Genomic DNA, 25,620 nt, shown 5'->3' with positions numbered 1-25,620 from the left:
CAAGCGATTAGGGGACTATGATGTACCTCATATGATGAGGAAACGCTATAATACATTTATATTCACCTGAAGCTTAATAACATCACTAAAATAATTACGATACAAATGACAGCGTGGTTCTACTTCATTACCCGCAAGCTTTACTAATCCCATACTCTGCAATTGATAAGTTGATGTTGTTTCCAATCGCACAGGTTTTGTAGAAGTAATTACCGTTTGGAATGCTGCCATCAGTTTTGGTTCTTGTTGCAAACTCAACCAATAGTCTCTTAAATGATGGCGATAAATTCCTGCATCTGTTATGGCTTCTACTAACAATTGCTCAAGGGTCACATCAGGATAACTTTTGAGGTGAGAAAATGCCATTTGTAACAGGTAAGGATGACCGCCTACCAATTGCATTAAGGAGTCTACTAAATATGAATCTCCTGCTAATCCATATTGTCGGGCAAATACCTGAACTTCCTCTCTAGTTAATTCTGGTAACTCAATGGGTAATCCTACATTAAAAGGCGACTGATTAATATTCAAGCGGATATAAACATCAGTGGCGTGGGCGATAACTAATCGCAGTTTTTTCCAGTTTTGGCGGCTTCTGGCTTTTTCATACCAAGAACGCAACAACCCAAAAAAGTCTTCATAAACTTCAGGATAAGGGAAAAGCACGTCTAGATCATCTAGGCAGAGAATTAGGGGAGTGTCAGCATCAGCTAAGAGATATTCCTCTAAATAGGTTGTGCAGCTGACTTTAGCACCTATACCCTCTTCATCCCAATACTCATCTATCTGATTGGGTAAGTGCAGTTCTCGACTGAGATTGAGACAAAACCAACGCAAAAATTTATTCAGGTTGGTGCAGTGAATTTTTCTATCTGCCATCTCCAAGCTTAAACTGACTGTGCGATAATCCTGCTTTGCTAGTTTAGCCAACACCCGTTCCATTAAGGATGTTTTACCCATGAGTTTAGGTGCTTTAATCCGGATGAGAGAACCAGGCTGTAATAGGCTTTCATAGCATAGCGATTCCAAGGAATAGCGATCTACATAAAATTGTGAATCTGCAAAGCTTTGTTCATTTTGGGTTACATTTAGAGCAGAGGCGGTTTTCACAAACTTGGTGTTAAGCTGCTTGCCGTTAGCAATCATTGATTCTTTGCTTGATAAGTAATATTCCGATGTAGTTCGCTTTTCCCAACTCCGTTTCAATGCTTCCTTAAAATTACTTTTTTTGACTTTTTCTCCTAGAGAATCTGACAGTAATTTCCACAGTTTCGGTGCAACATCTTGACTAATATAACTTGTTGCATACTTGTGTTTGGCTGCAATGTGATCGTATTCTTCTCTTTCCCAAGCCCCTTTAAGGATGATTATTTCAATATCACTTAACTTTCTTAAAAATTTTGTCATGACTGCTTGGTTAGCGACTTTAATTGCCTCATCTAAGTTAAAAAGCATGACGATTAAAATGGGAATTCTATCTATCAATTCATTATCTATTACCTTCAATCCAAGTATTGTTAAAAATTAATTCATAAATCCGGTTGTGGGTTTTTAAATAACCTGCTTGCTTAATCAATAGCCCTGATAATATCAATTCTTTTTCATCTTGGCTATCATCTGCCATCACTTGTCCTAACTCTAAAACTTGTTGATACAGTTCTAGCATTGTAGTATGTTGCCGTTCGCCTTTGAGGATGCGATCGCGAATTGTCCGAAAATGCTCTGGTTCGTCTTGTCCTTCCCAATTGTCAATAATATTGGTACGGATAAAATTCTCAATCCATGCTTTTTCCCTTTTTTCAGGGACAGAAGGTGATAAACTGCGGATCATCTGGCAAATCTTTTGAGTTAAAAACGGTTGGCCATTAGTCCAGAATAAGACTTCTTGCAGCACTGCTTGCGGGTTGCTCACTTTGTCTGCCAATCCTTGCACGAGGGGTTGAGCTTCGTGCATTTGGAAGCCGTGCAGTTGAATTGCTTGACCAATATTAAAAGGCGTTTTGCGGTAATCAGTGATTAAATCACTAGGAGTAGCAACTCCAAATAAAGCAAAACACAATCGCTGATACTCTGGATTAATATTGCGCTGATTGTAGCAGGAGCGAATTAGGGCGAAGAAATCATTAACTGAAAAATCTAACCCTAAAACACTATCAATTTCATCGAAAAAGATGACAATCTTAGGCGGAAGAGTATTATCAGCTAATCTAACTTCGCCTAACAAAACCTCTTCAATAAATCTACTCAATCGGTGTACAGCAGAAATATCCAGTCTCTCTTGCCACCAAGCTTTTAAGTTCACCTTGTCTAGCAGGTCAAAACTTTGCCACAGTTCCACAGCTAATCCCTTATACCATTGCTCTGGAGTGATGTTTTCGTTACCAATTCTGGTCATGTCGATGGCAACACAGCAAAGACCCTCTTGCTGTAAGTGGTGCATCATCCGCACCATCAGGCTTGATTTACCCATTTGTCGGGTATTTAAGATATGACAAAACTCGCCACTTTTCAATGCTTTGTAGAGATAACGGTCAGCCTGTCGCACTACATAGGTAGGCGCATCAATTGGCAAACTCCCGCCTACCTGATAATCATAGGTTGAGGCTTGTTCCGCACTTTTGAGTAGAGCATTTTCAAATTCTAATTTGGCTTGAGTGGCTTTGAGAATTTCTAGAGTTTGTGATAGTTCTTGGGTACGTTCTTTTACTTTCTGTTCTAGGGTAGCGTATAGGCGAGAATTTTCAATTGAAATAGCAGCTTGGCTAGAGAGGATATTTAATACTTGGACACGCTCTGATGTAAATGCTCTTGTGGTGAGATTATTTTCTAAATAGACAATGCCGCTTAATTTCCCTTGATTGAGTAAGGGAGTGCAGAGAATTGATTTAGGTTGGGTAGCGATAATGTAGCGATCGCGGGTAAATTGTCCGTCTTGGGTAGCATCATCAAGCACCACATTTTCCTGGGTGCGGGCGACATAGTTAATGATAGCAGATGAAACTAAGGGTATTTGGGTGGAGTTATCTAGTGAATTTACTGATATAGATTGTATTTTAATATCGGTTGTTGTGGCGATCGCTTCTATTACCCACTCATCCTGAGAATGCAATAACAAAAAGCCTTTTTGTGCGCCTGCATTCTCAATCATGATTTTCATTAACTTTGCCAACAACTTATCTAGAATAATTTCTTCGGCTAGGGCTTGAGATGCTTTAATAACCGTTGTTAAATCAAGGAATTCTCCATCACTTCCAGTTGTAGAGATAGTTGGGCTAAAGGTTTTAGCTATCCCTTGGTTTATAGTTCCGATAAAATATTGCGGATATTCATCTTCTAATTGCTTGACTTTAGCTTTAGCTCCCCAGCAAGTGTAACAATGGTGTGCATTTCTCAGATATAACTGACCAATTTCTTCCCTACCAATGTCGAAATAAAATTCTGAGGCTCGTTCATAAGCTAGTGCTTCTTCATGAATAAATTCAGACTTTTTAGCACCTTGAATAGCACGTTCATACAGTTCTTCTGCTTGCCAAGTTTGTTTTAAAATTCGTGCTTTTTCAGCAGCGACTAAATCATATTTGTGTTGAAAATTTTCTGGACATTGTTTAGCCCAAGTTTTCATATTCTCCTGATTTTTCTCTACTTGCTCAACTAATTCTTTTTGTTGCTTTATGTCACAAGCATGAGAATAAGCAATAAAAGAGAGAGAAGAATAAAAAATATATTGAGGATTTACTAAAAATCCACTACAGTCTTTTATATATTTTTGGTTTCTGATGCCATTGGCAGTAGCTTGAATATAATCTTTAAATAAATAAAATATAAAAGTTTTACCAAAATAGTAAATAAATAAGAGCCAGTTATTTTTTTCATCCAGATATTTTTCGACAGCTTGATTTTCTGAAATCTGAGAATCTCCAATTAATAAAAAATCTTTATTTTGCTTTTTTGTTAAATTTACTACAATATTTTGGCACACCTCTATGTAATTACTAGAATATTCTTGATTAAGTTTTTTGATTAATTTATTATATTTTATATAATCTTTTTCAACTTGTTGTAAATTACATCCTCCAAAAAATCTTATCAAGCAATAGTCCATAGCAATATAGCAAACATATTCATTATTGCCCGTATCTATACCTTGTTTTATAGTATTTAGTAATTGATCTTTTGCTGCTTGCTTATTTATCAACTCTTTCCAGTGCCATACAAAGGCATAATAAGAGTGCATAACTAAACATTCTGATTTGCGGTTAACGGATTTCTCTAATAATTTAAGAGCTGTTTTGCCAAATTTATATCCAGAATCAATATCGTTTATTAGTCCAGATAGTAGCATTCCATAACAACTATAAATACCAGGAGCTTGAGGCGGATTATTATATTTAATACAAAGATTAAGCTGAATTAAAATTATTTCGACGAACAAAGGAAAATTTGTTGTCCATGTAGCACTCATCACAGTCTGCAATATTAATATAATCCCTAATTTATCAGGGTCATCCATTATAGGTAAATCAATTAAATCTTCAATATTTTTTCCTTTTAGAATAAGTTTTACATTTTGCTGCTCTTGCTTAAGTCTATTTTCTAGTTCACTGACATTAATAACTAATTGAGATAGTTGTATATTTAATTGTAACAACGTTTCACAAGCAATGTTAATAGCTTTTTGAAGTTGAAATTGAGCAAAATAAGATAAAATTTTCAATTCATATATCTTGATTTTATCAAGAAAATTATTAGTTGCTTGCTCAACAATCGTAGACAAAGACTCAATTTTTTCAAATTTGTTATTTAAATAGAGAGCTTCTAAAGTTTCTAAATGAATTTCCAAGGTGAATCGATAGTTATATTGCCAGCTATCTAATGTCAATAGTTTCAATCCAGTCTCGAAATATCTCAAAGCTGTATCATAAGCTGTTGATGCTTTTGCTCTCTTACCAGCTTGTAAATTTAGTCTAGCTAATTCATCTCTCTCTGATTGTTCAAAAATTAATTGAGAACCTTCGTTAATTTGGTTAGCAATATCAAATATTTTTTCTTCTAATTCTGCTTTATTATGATTTTTAATTAATAGACGGCCTACTTCAAGATGAACTGCTTTTTTTTCGTCTTCTGGAATCAGAGAATAGGCTGCTTGTTGTACTCGATCATGTAGGAATTTATAGAGTATAGATTGAGTGAAGTTAGGTTTTAAAGAGCCAGATGCTTCAGGAGCATTAATAAATATTTGTTCAGGATTCCAAAGTAAAGGTATTTTATATTCATCACTGAGTGGAACAATTAATCCTCCTTGGATTGCCGGCTGTAATTCTTCAGCCGTAGATTTTTGGGATTTTTTATTAACGAGAGAGAGAACATCTAAATCAAAAATATTACCAATACAAGCAGCTAACTTTAGAACATTTTGAGTTGTATTAAATAGGTTTTTAATTTTTCTTACCATTAATTCAACTACATTGTCAGTAATGCCAACTCGTTGAATCTGTTCAATATCCCAGTGCCAACAACCTCGATCATTGTCAAACAAAAGCAATTTATCTTTATGTAAAGATTGAAGTAATTGATTTAAGAAAAAAGGATTGCCATTAGTTTTATGAGCAACTAACTCTGCCAAAGATGTTGAATCCTCTACTGAACATCCTAGAGTGTCAGAAATTAATTGCTTGATGTGGTCAATCTCTAAAGATTTCAGACTAATATAATTAGTTTTTGCTCTTGCTTGATTAATTTGCTCTAGGGTAAGCATTAAAGGATGGGTGCAACTCACTTCATTATCTCTATAAGCTCCTATTATTAATAAATATTGACTATCATAATCTGTCATTAATAGCTCAATTAACTTGAGAGAAGGTAAATCTGCCCATTGTAAATCATCTAGAAATATAACTAAAGGGTGTTCTTGTGTACTAAAAACCCTAATAAACTTCTGAAAGAAAAATTTAAATCTATTTTGAGATTCTGTTGCTCCTAGTTGCTCAATTGAGGGCTGTTTACCAATAATCTGTTCTAGTTGAGGAATTACATCAATAACTATCTGAGCATTAGGTTCTAAGCTTGCTAAAATTTGCTCTTTCCAAGTTTTTAAATTTGTGTCAGATTCACTTAAGAGTTGACGAATTAAGTCTTGAAAAGCTTGTGTGATTGCTGCATAGGGAATATCTCGCTTTAACTGATCGAATTTACCCGTAATAAAGTATCCTTGTTCGCGTGTAATAGGTTTGTGAATCTCATTAACTAAAGCAGATTTGCCAATACCTGAATAACCAGAAACCAGTATCATCTCAGTAGTACCTTGACAAACCCGCTCAAAGGTATTTAACAATTGAGTGATTTCTTGTTCTCGTCCGTAGAGTTTTTGAGAAATATGAAACTTATCAGATATATCTTCACTCCCCAAAAGAAAATAAGAAATTTGTCCTAAAGTATTTAGTTTTTGGAGGCAGTTTTCTAAATCTGCTTTGATTCCCCAATCACTTTGATATCGTTCTTCTGGGGTTTTAGATAATAGTTTCATGACAATATTAGATACTGCCAAAGGAATTGAAGAAATTATTTCATGAGGTCTTTTTGGATATTGAGCTATATGACAATGAACTAATTCTACCGGGTCATTGGTTACAAAGGGAATTTGTTGAGTTAGTAGTTCATAGAAAGTGACACCGAGAGAATAAAAATCACTGCGATAATCTATGCCTCGGTTCATTCTACCAGTTTGTTCAGGAGCAATATAAGCTAAAGTTCCTTCTAATTGATTAATATTACAAATCTGCCGATTTTCTTGAGATAGACTGGTAGAAATACCAAAGTCAATAATTTTGAGTTGTCCTGTTTTTTGGTTATAAACTATGTTGGCGGGGTTAATATCTTTATGAATAATATTAGCAGCGTGAATAGCTGCTAAACTCTCTGTAATCTTGATGGCAATGCTCAGAAATTCTTCTAATTTCAACTGGTACTTAGATATTAAAAATTTTAAAGATTCTCCACCAAAGTCTTCCAATAGCATTACTAAACTATTCTTATATCGCCGTAGGTTGTAGGCATTAATAATGCCTTCTTTTTTTAGGGAACTGGTAATTTCATACTCCTGTTTATATCGGGTAAGTTCTGAGGGATTTGGGTAATCATCTTTAAGAATTTTAAGAATAATGGGTCGATGCTCAAGTCTGATGATACCTCGATAGATCAATGAATTAGCACTTTCATATATTTTTTCAAGAATCTGGTAGTCTTGTTGAAGAATATCTTGATGATGAATCATATTTAGATTGTGATTACAGACTATGAACTAACAGCATCTTTTTTGTTGCCGATTTTAATCTTAATAAATAAGCAGATTGGTGAAAATTAGCCAACCTGCTTGGGTATTTTATATTTTACTATTTACAAAATTAATCAACTGGCAAGACAATCAATCAATCAATTAACTAAATTTAATTAAGTGGTGCTGAGAGGAATATAGGGGTAGGGAGCAGCAACAAATTTTAATTTTTTCTGCTGCCAGTCTTCAGTTTCTATTTTCTGCTCTTTATCCTCGTATCTTTCAGGATAAAATGGCAATTTTATCTGGAATTTTCGATGCTCATCTTGTGCGGTTTCATGTGCTTCAGCCCATCTTTGGATGTTTTCTTGTGTCAGACTAAATTCAGAGGGTCTAGAAGGATAACCTAGAGTCACTTTTGTATAAGGAGGTCTTGCTGGATAACCAGCTTGAGAAAGGTCTACTCGACTAGCATAAAATGTATCCCATGATACATCTAAAGCATACTCCCAAATCGTTTCATAGGTGCTTAAAATAGATTTCCAAATTTGTTTCCATTGATTCCCTTCTTGATAGTATGCTTGCCCACTTAATAGAAGAGACAAAGATATTGAACCATAACTTACATACTCAGGTCGAATTAAGTATTCACCTTCTATGTCTAAGTCTATTAGCTTTTTACTCAATTGCAGGGAGCGTATTGAAGTTAATTCCAATTTTCCATTATGATTCTCCAACCAATAAGTGTCGGGGATAATATTATACGAATTAAATATTTCTCTGACTAACTCTATCTGTGTTTTTTGTGGAGATGTTTGAATTGATTGTTCGTCTAACCATGTATAAGACATGATTTGAGAGAGTTGGCGGCATTGTAACAGAAACCTAACTGCGGAAAATCGTGGATCATCTGTGTCTACAAAATCTTTGTTAACTTCTGTCCCTGCCGTGGGCAAATTATTGTCAGCAATTTGATAGTAGGCAATTAAGTCCTTTTTAGTTCCATAGACTAATTTCTTTTTGAGATTACCAAATTCTTCTTCAATTGCGAGTATTTGGAATAATGTTGTTTCTGCGTCTAGGGATTGATTTTTTTTCAACATTACTTGGTGATGGGACATGGGAGAATTGGGAAATAAATTTTTCAAATTCTCTAAGTGTTCTGGTGTAAATATGTGCATTTTAGCCTCCTTGGCAATTAGTCGTTGAATTTCAGTAAAAAAGTATTAGCCTAGTCTGTAAAAACTGCGGGGATTATCCCAAACAATTTTTTGAATTGTTGCTGGAGATAACAGAGTTTCAAGTTCTAAAACCCTGTTTACAACGTCTGTCTGATGATCCATATGAGGGTAATCAGAGCCGAAGATGAAGTTGTTAGCACCAATGTACTCGATAATTTCTGATAAGCAAGGTTCAGAAGCTTCAATTGCTACAAAACATTGACGGCGGAAGTATTCTGATGGCTGGATTTTGATCTGATTTTTCACCTCAAAATATAAATTTTTATACTCTTCATCTAGTCGCCAGAGCCAATAAGGAAGCCAGCCACAACCAGACTCTAGAAAGCCAACTCTTAACTGTGGGTGACGTTCTAAAACTCCGCCTTCAATCAAGGCTAACAAGGCCATCATTTGTTCCATAGGATGGGAACAAGCGTGCATGGCAAAACGAGTATGAAATCTATCTGCACCTGTAGTTGGTAACTGACTATGAGTTCCCTCATGGATTCCCACTGTTATATCTAATTCCTCGCAGGCTGTCCAAAATGGCTCATAGCTGGGATGACTGAGGATTCTGCCTTTGATGGGGTTGGGACGTAAACAAACAGCTTTCCAGCCAAACTCGGCTATGCGATGTAGTTCTGACACCATTTGCTCTGGTGCATGAAGATTAATTGCTCCGACTCCTTTTAATTTATCTGGAGCATAACTACAAAATTCTTCATATAACCAAGTGTTGTAGGCTTGGGTAAAAGCTCCTACAACTTCTGGGGGCATACTATCAATAGCAAATAGCCACAGTCCATAAGTGGGATAAATAAAGGCTAAATCAATCCCCATTTGTACCATTGCTTGGAGATGAGATTGGGCATCGTAACGACGAAAATAAGCTTCGGGATGAGTTTGCATCATCTGGCGATCGCCTTCTTCTCTCACTTGTGGTGATATCTTATTTACAATGTCTTCTCCTTGAATTTTCATGTCTGCTGAGGGTGCAAAATGCTTAAATTCAGGTGCAAGGTACTTTCCCCACATCTGCGGCGGTTCAATCAGATGGGAATCAGCATCAATAATTTTGTATCCATTCAGCATAAAGAAGGGAACAGGGGATAGGGAACAGGGTTGAAAGTCTTGTAATCTGCTGTCTAGTCATCTGCTATTTAGGGAATTGTTTTTTAACAATCACAAAGTGATGTCAATTACATCCACATGGGATAGGGGTTGAATTGTTCTTCTGTGAGAGGCTTTTGTAACCAACCCATTTTGACGGGAACATCATAAAGCCGTCCTGAATCTAACCGTTTCCACATATGGCGCATTCCCGGTACAATCACTTTGGCAACTTTCAGGCCAATATCAGGGCGAGTTTGATCTAGAACGAGCATTTCTAGACCATTTTGCTCAACAATTTTTTGACATAGCCTGACATCTTCTAGAAGATCATCACTTGCTAGTTGGGGATAATCTGCACAGACTTTGGGAACACTTTGAGGGTTGGGAAGTAGATAAGGTTGATTTGAGATAGTCGCAGACTTCCACCATTCAATTGCTAGGCGATCGCTAGATGGAGGATACTGGGTACTACCATCGGCGTTAGCAATTAACACATTCGGTAGAATTTGGTTCACCTCTGTTAAAGCTCGACTAATAGCCAGCTTCGGGTCAAAATGAACACCATAACCTAAAATAATATCCTCTACTTCTCGATCCGTTCTGCGACTAATGGCCGCAAAAGCAGGAATATTGAGATCACTAGTAATATCTATCACCCACAACTGCCTGTCAATAGCTTGATAATATTTGTTCAAACTTTGAAAATAAGGCTCATGGAAACTATCTAAATCCACTTGAGATTTTGGTAGCCGATTGTACCACCACAACGCCACGCAATCCCGTTCTACCAGTTCCATAAATCCTTGGAGAATGGCTTCTTCGAGGGTATTACCTGCGGCACAGCCGTTAGAGTCTGCCCAACATTCCCGTTGCTCTGATTGGGGATAGCCATAATAGCAATAGGCAGTTGGCAGATATTTAAATTCCTGATGGGTTAAAGACCAAACTGGTGTCCAGTCAATTTCTCTGGTTGTATCAAAAGGTGCAGGGACTTTCTGAAACCATCCTTGACACTCAGCATTCCATTGCTCTCTGTGCTGGTATTGTGTTTGGCTAAAATTCATACAGTCATTGGGATGAATTGCTTTTTCCCCCAACTGTTCGTAACTGCTTTTATGTCTAATTTCATCTCCCTGAAATATACCAGAATACCTTTCAATCGCTTCGCAAAAACCGCTAGCCTTGGCTTGAGTATCAGTTCTACCTTTACCGGCACTTCTACCGCCGATATTTTGGCGTAAACTGGCTAAATCATCAAAAAGACTCTGAAAATGATGCTTGGCAATGTATGTATGGGTTAAGCTATTCCCCGGTATTTTGCTCAATTCCCGCACAATACCCGTAATGGGACTAATATGATGTGCGTATTTCTTTAAAGTTTCTTGTGGTGAACAAGAACGGTGTCCGCCGTCTGCGGTAAAAGTTTTGTGACGGTGTTCTAAAACAATTGGTGATGGCTGGTGATTTTGTTTACCGCAACTATGACATTGCGGACGCTGCACTAAAATATGGTCTTGGGTTTGGAGAGTCAAGGTGTCATAGGTGATGAGATTTCCGGCCAATCGTTGATTTTTGCCTTGGATAATCCACTTAAAAACCTCTGTAGCTAACATTCCTAATGCTGTTTGCACTGTAGCAGTAAGGAATCCCAGAGGCGGGGATAAGGAAATCTGTTTATGTCGGTGAATGAAACTGGTAACTGGTCTATTATTGTGTAGGCGGTTGGCTAGACAATCCCAACACGCAGTTTTTTGGGGATGAAATATCGGCCCTATCCAAACCATCGTTCCCAGAGGGTTGGCTAGCATCCAAGGCGATTCTAACTTTAAGGCTTGTTGGTTAAATGCTGCTAGTTCGGGGTGGAGGTAGTCATCAGTCAAGACTACGGTGATATCTCCGGTATCTGCGACTTGAATATTTAGGGATTTGAGGATAGTGATGAAGTCATCGGTGGGAAGAGAACCAAAGGCTTTGACAGCGACTGTTGTTGATTGCAACCGTTGAGCAGCTACTATTGGGGGAATATTGAGATGATGGCAGAAAATGGCTAGGTGCGATCGCCTTTGGCGGGGCGAAGCCCATCGCTCGGATTCATCTTCTAGATAACCCTGTTGTTCCATGTGGAATAGGGCATATTGCGCTTTGATACTGACGTTGAGAACATTCTGAAAAAAATCTGAATTTTCTGTGGGTAGTAGTTCTAGTTGAATGATGTCAATAATTTCATCAACGCTATATTTACCTTCTTTGATGAGAGAAGCTAGGAGAAATGATAGGCGATCGTCGCTCAAGCAAATCGCCTCTCTCTCAGATAAAATAAACACTTGGTCTGGTTCTATGGTCTCAACGGAGTAACAAGACTTGAACCTTGGTTTATTGAACATAGTTTTGTCAGTAAAAACCTGGAAATACTGGGAGGTTATTCTTTCTGACATATCTTAACTAACAAGCAAATATGGTGTTAAGAGATCACGCAGAGAGAAAGCAAAAATCTCTCTCAAACTCTTATTCTCTGTGCCTCCCTCCGGGTTCGCAGTTCCTTCAAGTCGGTACAGCCGCCCAAAGGACTGCGCCTCTGCATGATTAGATTATCCCTATGCCCTACCAACACCGCTAATTTTTAACACATCACTCATGGTTGCACAGTAATTCGGTAGTTCAAAACTACTAGGATTAATCACAGTGTCATAAGTAAAATGGCGATAGTTCATGCAGAATCTGTCCCAAGCTGCCATCTGAATCCCAAAGACAACGATAATAAAATTAGCTAAGGATAAAGATAGGGGAATGCGGAAGTAAATCTTTTTGCCGAAATAAGAGCAAAGTTCTTCAATTGCTTCGTCGGCTGTTAACTTATGCTGACCTAAAACTAGCCTGCGCGGTGCATCGCTTTGGGGAGGATGAACAATTAAATATTTAACAACGCTAGCAATATCTTGACCGTGGATAAAGTGAAAACTGCCGTCAGCTTTTAAGAAGCGAATTAAATTAATATATTTGGTAACTTCGGGAATTCCTGTTGTGAGGTGAGAATAGGGTTTTTTAGCATCACCACCTAAAACCAAAGTCGGGAAAACTGTAGTAATTTTAGATGCTATTGCTAACTCTGATATCTTCTGTAAACATTCATATTTAGAACGAATATAATCTGTGCCAATTTCTCCAGCTTCTTTGAGTGGTTGATTGTGGCTATCTAAAACACTAGCTGTAGAAAAATAAATAACTTGTTGGCAACTGTCAGGATTTAATAAACTGAGTAACTCTAAAGTTTTAGAGACATTAATATCAAAAGTTTGTTCACCACCCCAAGCCGTAGCAGTGAGAACTGCAACATCAATTGTTGGTAATAAGTCAGCTAATTCGCTGATATTTTGCATATCACCCTGCAACACATGAATACCAGGACGAACCGTGGTATCAACTTGCAATTTATGGGGATTTCTGACTAGTAAATATAATTCATCATCTGTTTCTTGAATTAAGGCTTCACTAATATAGTGACCTATACAGCCACTAGCACCAGTCACTAAAATTCGTTTCTTGGTCATAAAAGAAAGCTAGAAGTAAAACAATCTGTGTCTCTGTGTCTCCGTGGTTGAATATTTTTCACCACAGAGACACATTCGCGGAGCGTCCCGCAGGGAAGACACAGAGAAAGAGAAGTTTTAACTCTTGACTACACAACCGCATGAAGTTGTTTCGCTGTTTCAAAGAAAAAGGCAACGTTTTCTTCTGGGGTGTCTGGGTGTACACCGTGTCCGAGGTTGAGAATGTGTCCCCAGTTACCCGCTTTGCGAACGGTATCGATAATGCGATCGCGGATAAACTCTTTTGAGCCATATAATACGCCAGGATCAAGATTACCTTGGACTTTGACGTGTTTACCTAATCTGGCTCTAGCGTCGGCCATGTCTACTGTCCAGTCTACGGTGACGATATCCGCACCAGATTGCGCCATGCGTTCTAGTACGCCTGCGCTACCACTGACTAGTAAGATTAATGGTGTGTCTGGGTGAGTTTCCTTGACTTGCTGGAATACTCGCTTCTGGTAGGGGAGAGCAAAGGTGTCATAATCTTGGGGGCTGAGGTATCCCGCCCAAGAATCGAACATTTGCACGACTTGCGCGCCGGAATCGATTTGATAACGGGTATAAACTGCGATCGCATCTGCTAATTTAGCTAGGAGTTGATGCAGCACCTCTGGCTGTGTGAAAGCCATATTTTTGATGATGGAATAGGTTTTAGAACCTTTACCTTCCACCGCATAGGCGGCTAATGTCCACGGCGCACCCACAAAGCCCAATACCGTTGATTTGTTGCCTACTTCTTGGCGTAGAGCCTGCAATATGGTTTTAATGAACGGTAGAGCCGCTTCTGGTTCTAGAGGACGCAGCGCGTCAATTTGTGCTTGAGTGCGAATGGGCGCATGAATGATAGGGCCTTTACCTTCCGCAATATCCATTTCAATCCCCAAACCTGGTAAGGGGGTGACGATATCGGAAAATAAAATTACTCCGTCTGGTTGGAAAGCTCTCCAAGGTTGTAAGGAGACTTCAATCGCTACTTCAGGAATTTCGGAGCGATCGCGAAATGAAGGATACTTTTCCCTTAAATCCCGATATGCTTTCATATATCGTCCGGCTTGTCGCATCATCCATACAGGGGGACGATCCACAATTTCACCACGAGCAGCCCGTAAAAGATGAGGAGTCGTTGACGAAACACCCATTTAACACTTCATCCTAAGTCACTTTTTTATGTCACTGTTTAGCTTATCATTCTGGGATTACGCTTGATCAAATAGAGGAGACAGGGGACAGGAGAGAGGGGACAGGGGACAAGTGAATATTTTACACCTATGCCCCATGCTCTATGCCCTATGCCCATTTCATAACTTGGCGGTAAAAGTTGTTTTATTGGTACTGCTTTGCTTAAATTTCTTAACTTAAATTAATATGCAAACCAACTCTAATAACTACTCTCATTTTGCAGATGCTCATGGTAATTCTCGCCCAGCCAGGTTATTAATCCCCCGTTCTCAACGCCGGATCTTCTTTGTGCAGTTTACCTTAATGACTATTGTGGGTTGGGTGGTGGGTGGTATTGTCAGTATTGCTGTAGAAAAAATTTTCTGGCAAAGTCTGCTCCCTACTTTTGCCAATCAGCCGCAAGTATGGAGTTTTTGTGTGAGATTGCTTGGTAATATTGTATTTGCGGTAGTTTTTGCTGCTGATCAAGCATTAGTTATGCGCCGTTACCTCTCTGGTTGGCTATGGATACTGGCTACGAGTATCGGTTGGCTACTAGCTAATGGTGTATCAACCGCTTGGATTAACTATATTGCTACTCTGGCTAATTCATCTGCTCAAACCTTAACTACTGAAGCTAGTTTGACTTTAGGTTTTTTGTCAACATTTCTCTATATTCTTTCAGGGATTTGGCTGGGGTTGTTGCAATGGTTAGTCTTGCGGCGTTATACAGTCAAAACTTGGTGGTGGAATTTTTTCCCCTCTTTTTCCTTCTTCTGTATTAGTCTGGTAGTTTGGTTGCTTTCTTTGATGAAAAATTTGATTCCAGCAGCAGGAATGTATTGGATTGAACAAGGATTTACAGCTATGATTCTCGGAGTTATACCAGCAATTGGCTTGTGTACTTTGAGAAAACAATTACAACGTCAGGCTGGAATTCCTCGCTCATCCTAAATTTTTGGGTGGCTAGTTGGTTGACATGGGATAAAAGGTTACAGAAGGATGACAAAAGATCGGGTGTTACAGAAAAATATTCAGCCTCCTGTTGCTGACAAACAGCCCCAGGTTTTAGAGTTACATGGCGATCGCCGTTTAGACAACTACTTTTGGTTGCGCGACATTGATAACCCCAAAGTAGTTGCATATCTAGACGCAGAAAATGCCTACACTACAGCGATGATGCAGCATACAGAGACGCTGCAAACTCAGCTTTATGATGAAATGCTTTCGCGCATTCAAGAAACTGACCTCTCAGTACCATACCGCAAAGATAATTACTATTATTATTCGCGAACTGAAGCCGGAAAAGCTTATCGCATTTATTGCCGTAAACAAGGTAGTTTAGATGCGCCTGAAGAAGTGCTATTAGATGAAAATGAATTAGCAGCCGGGCATGATTTTTTTGAATTGGGTGTATTTGATATTAGCCCTAATCATCAAATTCTCGCCTATTCATTTGATACTAGCGGTTCTGAAAGATATACACTTTTCTTTCTAGATTTAAATACACGTCATTTCTATCCAGAAACTATTGCTGATACTTATTTTTCTTTTTGTTGGGGTAACGATAATCAAACAGGTTTTTATACCAAAATTGATACGGCTAACCGTCCTTACCAATTATTTAGACATACTCTCGGCACATCAACAGAGTCCGATGAGTTAATTTATCATGAACCGGATGAGGCTTACGCTTTATACGTTGATAATACTCGCTCTCAAGCATATATTTTGATGACTTTGCGGAGCAGCATCACCACAGAAGTTCACTATCTAGATGCCAATAATCCCCGTAGTGATTTTCAGATCATTTACCCACGTCACCCAGGAATAGAATACGATGTAGACCATCATAGTGATTACTTCTACATCGTTACCAATGAAGTAGCCACTAATTTTAAGTTAGTGAAAACTCCCTTAACTGCAATAGCAAAAGATAACTGGCAAACCGTAATTCCTCACCGTGAAGATGTTTTGCTATCAGGAATTAGTTTGTTTGCTAATCACTTGGTAATTTATGAACGCAAAGATGGATTGCAAACTGCCAGAGTTCAAAATCTATCAACAGATGATGAAAGTAATATTATCTTTCCTGAACCTACCTACGCTTTTTCCGAAGGTAGTAATCCGGAATTTAATACTACTATCTTGCGTTTTAATTACACTTCGTTAATTACACCGCCATCTGTTTTCGATTACGATATGGAAACGCAAGAACGGGAATTGAAAAAACAAACCCAAGTGCTTGGCGGCTATGACTTAACTCAATATCGTAGTGAATGGTTGATGGCTACAGCCGAAGATGGTACACAAGTTCCCATATCGATTGTTTACAAACAGGGAATTAAAAAAGACGGAAAAAATCCCTTATTACTCACAGGCTATGGTTCTTACGGTGCTTCTTACCCCGCATCATTCTCTTCAACTAGACTAACATTATTAGACCGAGGCGTAGTATTTGCGATCGCGCATATTCGCGGCGGGGAAGAAATGGGGCGCAAATGGTACGAAAATGGCAAATTCCTCCACAAGAACAACACCTTCACCGATTTTATAGCCTGTGCCGAATATTTGATTAACGAAGGATGGACAGCAAATACACACCTAGCCATTACAGGCGGTAGTGCAGGCGGTTTATTAATGGGTGCAGTGATTAATCTGCGTCCTGACTTATTTCAGGTAGTTGTGGCTAATGTGCCGTTTGTCGATGTGGTGAGTACAATCCTAGATACATCTTTACCCCTCTCAGCAATGGAATGGGAAGAATGGGGAAATCCTAATGATCCAGTCTACTATGACTACATGAAGTCTTACTCACCCTACGATAATGTCGCAGCCCAAGATTACCCCGATTTGTTAATCACCGCCGGGTTAAATGATTCCCGCGTCAAATATTGGGAACCTGCCAAATGGACAGCCAAACTACGAGAACTCAAAACAGACAATAACATTCTCTTGCTGAAAACCAATATGGATGCTGGACATAGCGGTGCATCTGGGCGTTACGAAAGCTTAAAAGAGTTAGCTTTTGAGTATGCCTTTATTTTGGATCGATTGGGTTTGGTTTAGCTGTCTGTGCAAAAGTGACATACTCCGCACGCTCACCTTTTGGGGCTATGGTGTACACACAAGTCTTATATACTTGCCCCACAACGTTTTGATCCCTCCTAACCTCCCTTTCCAAGGGAACTAGAATCAAAATCCCCCTTAAAAGGGGGATTTAGGGGGATCAGATGATTTGTGTGTACACGGTAGAGAGGATGTCAAGAACGAGTAATTCGATACTTAAGTGTGTAATCCCAGTTTGAGTAACCTAAAAAGCTACCTTTTTTCTTAAATCTCCAAGAAACTTCTTCAAATGCTGGGCCTGTGGAAGATATGACTAATTCCGTAGAACCAAGTAAGTCATCTTTATCTAAACTAGCAAGAATACCTACTCCCTTGACAGAAGCGGAAAGTATAGTTCCTGCCAATACTCCTTTAGGGCCGGCTGCTGATAAAACGGCGGATACAGCACTGGTAATACCTGTAATTGTATCACCATACTTAGACCAGTCTTTGGCAGCATCTTCGTCGTAAGTTTTGATTCCTCCTTTAACGCTTTCCCCTGCGGGTACGTCGCCTTCAAATAAAATGGATTGGTCTGGCTTAAATCTTTTAACTTCTCCATCATTAATAGACATGGGAGTTGTCAAAATTGCCTTGGTAGTTTTACCTCCTACCAATGCACCGACTAGATATAACTCATCAGCACCTGTGACATCTTCAGTATCTTTGCATTGAACATTCACAAGCTGAATTTTTACTTTCGTCATAATATGCTCCAATCAATATGTAGGATGAATTTCACCAGACACAGCCCAAATTGGCCATTGCATAAAAATTGAAACTTTGGGTTAAATACAATCGAGGTGAAATCCTATAATTAACAATCACCTTCAAAAAAACTTTTTACGCAAATTAATCTGTTATCTCCGCTCCAACCACATCTTTAATTACCTGCAAAAAGTTCTGCAAAATCACAGACATATCATCACTGCGCCAAACTGCGGCTATGGGTCGAGTCAGGTTTTTGCCCTGTATAGGTCTATAGACAACTCCCGTGCGTTGTAGGTTTTGGGCGTTAGCTGGTAGCAATGTTACACCCACTCCCCCAGCAACTAAACTCAAAACTGTAATCATCCAAGTTGCTTCTTGGACTACTTTTGGTGGTAAACCGACTTCCTCTTGATAAAGCTCAATAATTTGACCGTAGGAAAGAACTACATCGGGTGAAGGTAAAACAAAAGGTTCATCTACTAAAGCTTTAAGGGGGATTTGGGGTTGTTTTGCTAGGGGATGGTTTTCTGGTAAAGCAATGACTATTGGTTCTTGCAGAATTTCTAAAGAATTCAACCCAGTATTACCGTTGCTGAGTAAACAATCAAAACCAACATCAATTTTGCAGTTGTGTAGCTGTTGTGATTGTTGTGAAGACATCACCTCACGCAAAATCAGCCTAACTTGGGGATAGCGATCGCGAAAAGTTCGCAAAATTTCTGGTAAAACACTATTAGCGATCGAACTATTCACTGCCACTATCAAACTGCCAATCTCTCCTAGACTTGCTTGGCGTGCTGAGATAATTGCTTTTTCTAAAGTTGCCAAAACTAAACGTGCTTCTTCTAAAAACACATTCCCCGCACACGTTAAGCGCAGTGGCCGCCGATGACGCTCAAATAGTTGTAGTCTTAATTCTGCTTCTAAGGCTTGAATTTGTTGGCTTAGAGGTGGTTGAGCAATATTTAAGCGTTCTGCCGCCCGACTAAAGTTTAGTTCTTCTGCTACAGCAATAAAATATCGCAAATGTCGAATTTCAATCATTACTAGTATAATCCCAATTTATGACTTTTTTAAGTTAGTTTTGGGGGTTATAGTAAGGACTTTAGTGTTTAGAACAATCAGGACTAAAGTCCTTACTACGAACGTGCTTATCCATCAATTTAAACTGAATGCACTACTACGGTTTTTTCGTTCATAAAGTGTCCGTAGGGGAGAAATACAAAATTTAAACTTAATAAAAGCAGATATAGCCTGGGTTTCCAGGTTTGCATCTATTGCTTGATTCTGGAGAATGAATAAAAGTATATATTTAAAATATAATTCCATTAATGAAATTGGTATTGCACATCTTAGAAATATTAGGTACGCTGCTAATCATACAAGAAAATTTTATCAACAAAGACTAAATTTATAGTTGGCATGAAACAGGAAGCAGTCCCAATAAAATTATTTCTATGACCGAGCATCAAAGCGATTTTCCCTGACTTTCTACTCTCCCACTTACTAAATTGAGACTATTTTCTACACTTTGAGGAATATTTTATGAATAAAATTAATCGTGTTGCCCTGGTTGGTGGAACACATGGGAATGAATTTACAGGTGCATTTCTAATTAAAAAATTTGAAAAATTTCCGCAATTAATTCAAAAATATAGCTTTGAAACTGTGACGTTATTAGGTAATCCTCAAGCCTTTGCCGCAGGTAGACGCTACATTGAAAAAGATTTAAACCGTTGTTTTTTAAGTGGAGACTTACAAAATACTAATCTGTCTAGTTATGAAGATATACGGGCAAAAAATATCTCTAAAATCTTAGGAGAAGATAATAAAACTAAGGCAGATGTAATTGTTGATTTACACAGTACAACTGCCAATATGGGACTGAGTATTATTATAGGCAATCAGCATCCACTTCTATTACAATTGTCTGCTTATCTGAGTGCAATTAATCCTTTAGTAAAGGTTTGTCATACGATACCAGAGCAAGGTAGTAATTTTCTCCGTTCCCTTAGTGAATTAGGTTTTGTAATTGAAGTGGGGGCTGTAGCTCAAGGTGTATTAGATGCAAAATTATTTCAAAACACAGAAAAACTGATTTACGAAATTTTAGATTATTTAGAACGATATAATCGCGGTGATATTGGGGAAAGTAATAATACACTCACTCTGTATAAATTTTTATGTTCTATAGATTATCCCCGAAATGAACAAGGCGAAATTCAGGCAATGATTCACCCTGAAATCCAGTCTCGTGATTATGAACCACTTCATCCAGGTGATCCTATATTTTTAACATTTGAAGGTAAAGCGATCGCCTATGAAGGCACATCTACAGTCTACCCTATTTTTATTAACGAAGCAGCTTACTATGAGAAAGGCGTTGCTATGTGTTTGACCGAAAAAGAAATTATTAATCTTTAATTTTTCAAGACGTTGTATTGCAACGTTTTCATACAAGCATAAATCATCTCAATTAACCATCCAGACATAAAAACATGAGTCAATCTTTAGCAAAAGGGATTTACTCGTATTCAAGAGATTACAGATATCTATGAGAAATTAAATATTAAACCAGAGATATTACAACTACTAGGCCTAGCCTTTAATGAAGGATTCCAAGATAAAGCGATCGCAGCACATATTTGTGTATCTGAACGCACGGTACGTAACCAGTGGGATAGACTGCAAGCAGCTTTAGGTATTGATTGTGCCGAATTAAGAAATCAAGGAAAAAACATTAGAGTTGTTACTAAAATTCGCGCTAGAGAAGCAGGTTTAATTGATTAGTTAACTCAATAAACCAAGCAAGTACCATCAATGAATTGCCTTCTTTAACAAGTCGGGAATCAAAGAAGGACGTTCCGCCACAGGAACTTCTGCGGCTTCAAAAGCGGCGATTTTGCATTGTGCAGTACCAAAGTTAGGTGGACGACCAACAACGGTAACTAAAGTACCAGTTTGTCGCCAAGTTTTCCCCGGTGGTGCTTGTCTACCTGCGATGTAAGCAACAACTGGTTTATCGATGGCTTCAGTGATGTACCTAGCTGCGGCTTCTTCACTACCCCCGCCTGGTTGACCGACTAAAACGATCGCCTCGGTACTGTCATCCTCATCTAAAATTTGCAGCCATTGCAAAAACGAAGAACCAACAATGGCATCACTACCAATACTGACACTAATCGATTGCCCCAAGCCTGCTTTTGTCAGTTCCCAAGCAACTTCATAGGTCAGAGTGCTGCTGCGACTCACAATTCCTACCGAACCTGGCGTATAAAATTCACTTGGTTGTGTGCCTAAAAGGATTTTTCCTGGCACAATAATTCCGGGACTGTTGGGGCCGACGACTAGAGTTTCACCGGCTTCAGCTTTGCGGAGTAATTGCACCATATCTAAAGGTGGCACACCCGCAGAGATGATGATAATTTGACTGATATGCGAGGCGATCGCCTCTAAAGCCGCATCTAGAACTTGGTATGGATGTACGCAAATAATTGTTGTATCAATTGTGCCGAATTTCTCTACTACCTCCTCTACCAAGTCAAATACAGGTAGATTGTAAATTTCCTGTCCACCACATCCAGGATCGACACCAGCAACTACATTTGTACCATAAGCTTTCATTTGAGCAATATGATTTTCTGAAATAAATTCATAGAAGCCTTGGATAATAACTTTGCTATCTGGCGTTAAGTTCATAAAAGATGGGAATGGAGAATGGGGACAAATCAAGTCAAAAGTCAAAAGTCATAGACGCAAAAGCGGCTACTCTACGAGTTCTCCGCAGGAGTACCCGAAGGGTAAGTCAAAATTAATTAAATAACTCCTGGGGATTGGGAATTGGGAAAATGATCATAGTCTGTAACCTGTAACCTGTAACCTCTAATAGCTAGGAAGCTTTCTTATAGGCGGGTGATTTGACCAGACTAACTGCTGCGGCTACAGCTTCATCTAAATTTTCCACCACTATCAGTCCATCATCATGAGCTTCTAATGGTGCTAAAACGTTTTTAACGGTGTTTAGCTCTGAACCAGCTAGACGAATGACTAAGTATGGTAACAGATGCTCTCGTTTATTGCCCTTAGAGCGTACCACCGATGATGGTAGTTCACCTTTGTTACCTAATGCAAAATCAACAATCGCTGTGGCTGCGGCTTCTGGTTGGGGAATACTACCGAGAAGATTAATGAGTATGACCTGAATACTTTTATCAGCAGCTAGGATATTTAAACCTTTAACTAAGCGATCGCAAAACGTGGTTGGTGATGTATCAATAATCGAAGCGTGTCGGAGATTTAAACACATTCCTGGTTTACCTCCCGCACTAGCCACTAAATCACAGGTTGCCATCATCGAACCTGTACCATTGCCTAAAATACCAATTTTGCCCTGCATCGCTAGACTATCCCACTCACCAAACCGGGAATTGATCTGATTTTTGCCATGATAATTGGCTATTTTCGCTGCCATTGCCGCAATTTCTGGATGCCGACCAATTGCCCGTTCATTCACCCTGACTTTACCATTGAGTGCCATCACTTCCCCAGAGGTATTAATGGCCAAGGGATTAATTTCCACTAAATCTAAGTCTTTTTGGATGAATAACTGATACATTTTCTCTAAAACGGTACTTACCGACTGCATCAGTGTGCCTTGTAAACCCATTTTTAAAGCCAGCCTGCGGGCATAAAAAGGCGAAAATTCTTGTTCTACAACAACGTGCTGCATTTTTTCGCCTGCTAGTTCCCAATCAACATCCGGTTCTTGGCAACCTAAAAGAATTGGTCGGCAAATAGCCGTATCTAAAACTACTGCTAAATAAAACTCTTGACTAGCATCGTACTTAGATTCTGCTAGCACAACTTCTGGTAATTCGCCCCAAATGGGCAAGTTAAAGATGTTTTGGGCAGCCGCGACAGCATCAATGGTTGTTTCTACTATCCTGACTCCTCCTGCTTTTGCCCTGTCTCCAGCGTGTACTTGCGATTTCAGCACAATCGGATAGCGAATTTTCAGGCGTTTTAAATCTGTAGGATGGTCTATGCGTTGGGAAGGCAATACGGGAATGCCTATTTCCCCAAACCATTCTTTAACTTGATATTCCAATAAATCCATTGTTACGCACCTGATATTTATACTTTCAGAGAATTATTTTTGGTGCTGTTTTTTAGTTTTTGACTGCACCCCAATTAAATAATCCAGCCTTGAGCAACTATAAAAACTTATTTTTCACGTATCAATTCTATCGAATTGAGCCAATACAGCACATTTAATTTTTAGCACTAACTCCTTAGTATTGTGTTGGAATTTCGTCATAAACAATATCGGTGAATTTACTAATATAGAATAAAACCTGCGTTGATTCGATGTAGCAGTTGAATTTTTGGTGACAACTCCAAATTGTGTGTTAAAAAGTTGGTCTATTGGATTTTATGATTATGGTTGGTTAAACTGTGCATCTGCATTCAATCAATGAGCAACCTTCATTTGGGTCTCTCAAACATAAAAAATATAATATAGACAACCAGCAGGAAAGCTCTATGACAGTAGCAGTCCAGCAGGAAGATTTGCAAATCTTAGCCAGAACCTTGCAGGAACAATTCCTAGCAGAAGTCCCATCTGGTGAAGTTTTCCAGATTAAGTGTGCTGTCAACAAAGACGAGTTGATGATTCTTACTCAACATCCAGTCAGTATAAAAGTTGACACAGAACAAGTTTTTTCCGTGATTGAGGAAGTTATTCAGTCCCTAGCACCTTATAGAGAGCAACAAATTCAGTGCTTCTTGAGAATGTTGGGTGAAAAACTTCCCTATGCTAAACGCTCCCTAATGATGAAGGGTTATGAGCAGATAGAAACTCCAGTCAAGGAGGAAAATGAAATAGCTGAGGAAGCACTACCTGGGGCATATCCTCTGGCTTATTCCCCTCCAGTTAGTCAGACTGAAGATGAAACTGAAGAAGAAATATTTGACCCTTTAGCGGGTACACCAGATTTATTAACAACTCCACACCGCAGGCAAATTTCGCCTATTTTCCTGGGTATGGCTTTGATAGGAATTGTCCTTGTAGGTGGTGTCGGTGCTTATGTACTGACTCGTCCTTGTGTGATGTCTGAGTGTAGAGAGATGCAAACGGCTGAAGAACTCAAAACTCAGTCTAGACAGCTAATAAGTCGCGCTAAGTCAGACAATGAATTAGCTGCAATTACACAGCAGCTAGAAACCGCCAGTGCTGCCTTAACAGTTATCCCCTTGTGGTCACCGCATTATCAGCAAGCTGAAGAACTCAAATCCAGTTTGTCTGTACAGTCGGAAAAAATTAATCAGGTGCTAAAAGCTTTAGAAGCTGCTACTGTGGCAGAACAAAAGATGAAAACACCTGCCAATAGCCCAGAAGAATTAAAAGCTAGGCAAAACTTATGGCGGCAGGCGATCGCACCGTTAGAATTAGTTAATGCCAATAATGAACTTTACCGACTAGTGCAGCCACGATTACTGAGATATCGTGCCAACTTAAAAACTGTCAATCAGCAAATACTGACTGAAGAAAAATGGCTAAAAAAACTGGTGGATGCGAAAGCTGTGGCGGGTGTAGCAGCAAGGCGTGAAAGCACGGCTAAAACTATCCAAGATTGGCAAAAAGTACAGTCTACTTGGCAAATAGTCGTTAATGCTTTGAATGTTATTCCCCAGACTAGTCCGGGATACCAAGAGGCACAACAGCTTTTACTAGAATATAAACCTAAATTAGCCAGAGCGCGCGATCGCGTCACCATAGAAGAACTAGGAGCTAAAAGCTACCAACAACTTATAAGCATTGCCAAGCAAGCCAAAGCTTACGAACAACAACAACAATGGCAAGCAGCTGTCATATATTGGGAGCAGGCTTTACAGGCGGCTAAACAAGTCTCTAATGACAGTCTCTACTACAATCAAGCTCAGAGTGCCATAGCACCATACTCAGCCTCTCTCAAGCAAGCACAAGAGAAACTGCAACTAAATAGTGCTTGGCAGCAAACCCGTACAGATTTAAATAAAACCTGTTCTAGTGAAATTAGAATTTGTAATTTTACAGTAGATGAAAAGGGAATTAGTGTCAGGATTACTCCTGAATACGAACAAATGCTGCAAAGTGGTATATCCGAAGCCACGACTAACAATAGCAGTGCTATTGTTGACGTTACAAATCACTGGGAAATCTTACAGGAAGCTTTAACAGTAATTAGTGAAAATGCCAATCTGCCTTTGTTTATTTACAACACGGAAAATCAGGTAATTTATATACGTACACCGCAAGGTTAATAAATCACATACATACCTTAGAATTTTGGGTTTATCTGTGGGTTTTACTCATCACGTCTCGTAATTTTCATGTGCAGAAAGTTTAGGGTGCGTTAGTTTTTGGTATTCCTGGTATAGGTTCTGGTGTCGGTTCTGGTGTCGGCTCTGG

15 protein-coding genes are annotated in these 25,620 nt (G+C 38.9%); 4 read left to right on the top strand and 11 right to left on the bottom strand.

Translation table 11 applies throughout. The features are described from left to right. Positions 1-45: 45 nt before the first annotated feature. The 7 genes from VB693_RS08620 to hemE all read right to left on the bottom strand — a co-directional run bounded on the left by VB693_RS08620 (position 46) and on the right by hemE (position 14,332). Positions 46-1,455: an AAA-like domain-containing protein gene (locus VB693_RS08620; RefSeq protein WP_323265898.1), complete on the bottom strand. Its 1,410-nt coding sequence runs from the start codon at positions 1,453-1,455 to the stop codon at positions 46-48. 34 nt (positions 1,456-1,489) lie between these two features. Continuing rightward, the gene (locus tag VB693_RS08615; RefSeq protein WP_323265897.1) at positions 1,490-7,270 is read right to left on the bottom strand and encodes an AAA family ATPase; all 5,781 of its coding nucleotides are present in this window, start codon (positions 7,268-7,270) and stop codon (positions 1,490-1,492) included. Positions 7,271-7,446: 176 nt separating this feature from the next. Continuing rightward, a complete protein-coding gene (locus VB693_RS08610) occupies positions 7,447-8,451 on the bottom strand; it encodes a hypothetical protein (protein ID WP_323265896.1) in 1,005 nt (334 codons plus the stop codon). Between the two features lie 45 nt (positions 8,452-8,496). Then, positions 8,497-9,582 carry an amidohydrolase family protein gene (locus VB693_RS08605; RefSeq protein WP_323265895.1) on the bottom strand — a complete coding sequence of 362 codons (1,086 nt, stop codon included), beginning with the start codon at positions 9,580-9,582 and terminating at the stop codon, positions 8,497-8,499. Positions 9,583-9,689: 107 nt separating this feature from the next. Next, a complete protein-coding gene (locus VB693_RS08600; RefSeq protein WP_416233375.1) occupies positions 9,690-11,987 on the bottom strand; it encodes a TOMM precursor leader peptide-binding protein in 2,298 nt (765 codons plus the stop codon). Between the two features lie 210 nt (positions 11,988-12,197). Continuing rightward, positions 12,198-13,151, bottom strand: a complete 954-nt coding sequence (locus VB693_RS08595; protein ID WP_323265893.1) for an NAD(P)-dependent oxidoreductase — start codon at positions 13,149-13,151, stop codon at positions 12,198-12,200. 128 nt (positions 13,152-13,279) lie between these two features. Beyond that, positions 13,280-14,332, bottom strand: a complete 1,053-nt coding sequence (hemE, locus tag VB693_RS08590) for a uroporphyrinogen decarboxylase (protein ID WP_190700944.1) — start codon at positions 14,330-14,332, stop codon at positions 13,280-13,282. Positions 14,333-14,558: 226 nt separating this feature from the next. On the opposite strand from hemE, the gene VB693_RS08585 reads away from it, so the two are divergent. Together VB693_RS08585 and VB693_RS08580 are read left to right on the top strand one after the other, a co-directional pair. Beyond that, a complete protein-coding gene (locus tag VB693_RS08585) occupies positions 14,559-15,305 on the top strand; it encodes a hypothetical protein (protein WP_323265892.1) in 747 nt (248 codons plus the stop codon). Between the two features lie 48 nt (positions 15,306-15,353). Continuing rightward, complete coding sequence (locus tag VB693_RS08580) at positions 15,354-17,420, top strand: S9 family peptidase (RefSeq protein WP_323265891.1); 2,067 nt, start codon at positions 15,354-15,356, stop codon at positions 17,418-17,420. 194 nt (positions 17,421-17,614) lie between these two features. On the opposite strand, the gene VB693_RS08575 is transcribed toward VB693_RS08580, so the two are convergent. Both VB693_RS08575 and VB693_RS08570 read right to left on the bottom strand, forming a co-directional pair. Beyond that, positions 17,615-18,166: a hypothetical protein gene (locus VB693_RS08575; protein WP_323265890.1), complete on the bottom strand. Its 552-nt coding sequence runs from the start codon at positions 18,164-18,166 to the stop codon at positions 17,615-17,617. A 145-nt stretch (positions 18,167-18,311) separates the two neighbouring features. After that, on the bottom strand, positions 18,312-19,214 hold the full coding sequence (locus VB693_RS08570; RefSeq protein ID WP_323265889.1) for a LysR substrate-binding domain-containing protein: 903 nt from the start codon (positions 19,212-19,214) through the stop codon (positions 18,312-18,314). 501 nt (positions 19,215-19,715) lie between these two features. Here VB693_RS08570 and VB693_RS08565 point away from each other — a divergent pair. Then, positions 19,716-20,594 carry an aspartoacylase gene (locus tag VB693_RS08565; protein ID WP_323265888.1) on the top strand — a complete coding sequence of 293 codons (879 nt, stop codon included), beginning with the start codon at positions 19,716-19,718 and terminating at the stop codon, positions 20,592-20,594. A gap of 393 nt (positions 20,595-20,987) precedes the next feature. On the opposite strand, the gene VB693_RS08560 is transcribed toward VB693_RS08565, so the two are convergent. Together VB693_RS08560 and VB693_RS08555 are read right to left on the bottom strand one after the other, a co-directional pair. After that, on the bottom strand, positions 20,988-21,869 hold the full coding sequence (locus tag VB693_RS08560) for a CoA-binding protein (protein ID WP_323265887.1): 882 nt from the start codon (positions 21,867-21,869) through the stop codon (positions 20,988-20,990). Between the two features lie 190 nt (positions 21,870-22,059). Continuing rightward, entirely contained in the window at positions 22,060-23,286 is a 1,227-nt protein-coding gene (locus tag VB693_RS08555; protein WP_323265886.1) for a succinate--CoA ligase subunit beta, read from the bottom strand. A gap of 425 nt (positions 23,287-23,711) precedes the next feature. Here VB693_RS08555 and VB693_RS08550 point away from each other — a divergent pair, with 425 nt between their 5' ends. Next, positions 23,712-25,472 (top strand): hypothetical protein, encoded by a 1,761-nt coding sequence (locus tag VB693_RS08550; protein ID WP_323265885.1) that lies wholly within the window; start codon positions 23,712-23,714, stop codon positions 25,470-25,472. The last annotated feature ends 148 nt before the right edge of the window (positions 25,473-25,620 follow it).

Source organism: Anabaena sp. UHCC 0399 (genome assembly GCF_034931465.1).
GTDB lineage: Bacteria > Cyanobacteriota > Cyanobacteriia > Cyanobacteriales > Nostocaceae > Trichormus > Trichormus minutissimus.
The sequence above is the reverse complement of the archived record's forward strand: the minus strand, read 5'-3'. Positions and strand labels throughout refer to the sequence as shown.

Excerpts from the sequence above, each read along its gene's own strand:
- VB693_RS08575 (WP_323265890.1), bottom strand. The coding sequence starts at position 18,166 with ATGACGAAAGTAAAAATTCAGCTTGTGAATGTTCAATGCAAAGATACT.
- VB693_RS08605 (WP_323265895.1), bottom strand. The coding sequence starts at position 9,582 with ATGCTGAATGGATACAAAATTATTGATGCTGATTCCCATCTGATTGAA.
- VB693_RS08585 (WP_323265892.1), top strand. The coding sequence starts at position 14,559 with ATGCAAACCAACTCTAATAACTACTCTCATTTTGCAGATGCTCATGGT.
- VB693_RS08620 (WP_323265898.1), bottom strand. The coding sequence starts at position 1,455 with ATGCTTTTTAACTTAGATGAGGCAATTAAAGTCGCTAACCAAGCAGTC.
- hemE (WP_190700944.1), bottom strand. The coding sequence starts at position 14,332 with ATGGGTGTTTCGTCAACGACTCCTCATCTTTTACGGGCTGCTCGTGGT.
- VB693_RS08550 (WP_323265885.1), top strand. The coding sequence starts at position 23,712 with ATGACAGTAGCAGTCCAGCAGGAAGATTTGCAAATCTTAGCCAGAACC.
- VB693_RS08565 (WP_323265888.1), top strand. The coding sequence starts at position 19,716 with ATGAATAAAATTAATCGTGTTGCCCTGGTTGGTGGAACACATGGGAAT.
- VB693_RS08610 (WP_323265896.1), bottom strand. The coding sequence starts at position 8,451 with ATGCACATATTTACACCAGAACACTTAGAGAATTTGAAAAATTTATTT.
- VB693_RS08555 (WP_323265886.1), bottom strand. The coding sequence starts at position 23,286 with ATGGATTTATTGGAATATCAAGTTAAAGAATGGTTTGGGGAAATAGGC.
- VB693_RS08570 (WP_323265889.1), bottom strand. The coding sequence starts at position 19,214 with ATGATTGAAATTCGACATTTGCGATATTTTATTGCTGTAGCAGAAGAA.
- VB693_RS08595 (WP_323265893.1), bottom strand. The coding sequence starts at position 13,151 with ATGACCAAGAAACGAATTTTAGTGACTGGTGCTAGTGGCTGTATAGGT.
- VB693_RS08580 (WP_323265891.1), top strand. The coding sequence starts at position 15,354 with ATGACAAAAGATCGGGTGTTACAGAAAAATATTCAGCCTCCTGTTGCT.
- VB693_RS08615 (WP_323265897.1), bottom strand. The coding sequence starts at position 7,270 with ATGATTCATCATCAAGATATTCTTCAACAAGACTACCAGATTCTTGAA.
- VB693_RS08560 (WP_323265887.1), bottom strand. The coding sequence starts at position 21,869 with ATGAACTTAACGCCAGATAGCAAAGTTATTATCCAAGGCTTCTATGAA.
- VB693_RS08600 (WP_416233375.1), bottom strand. The coding sequence starts at position 11,987 with ATGTTCAATAAACCAAGGTTCAAGTCTTGTTACTCCGTTGAGACCATA.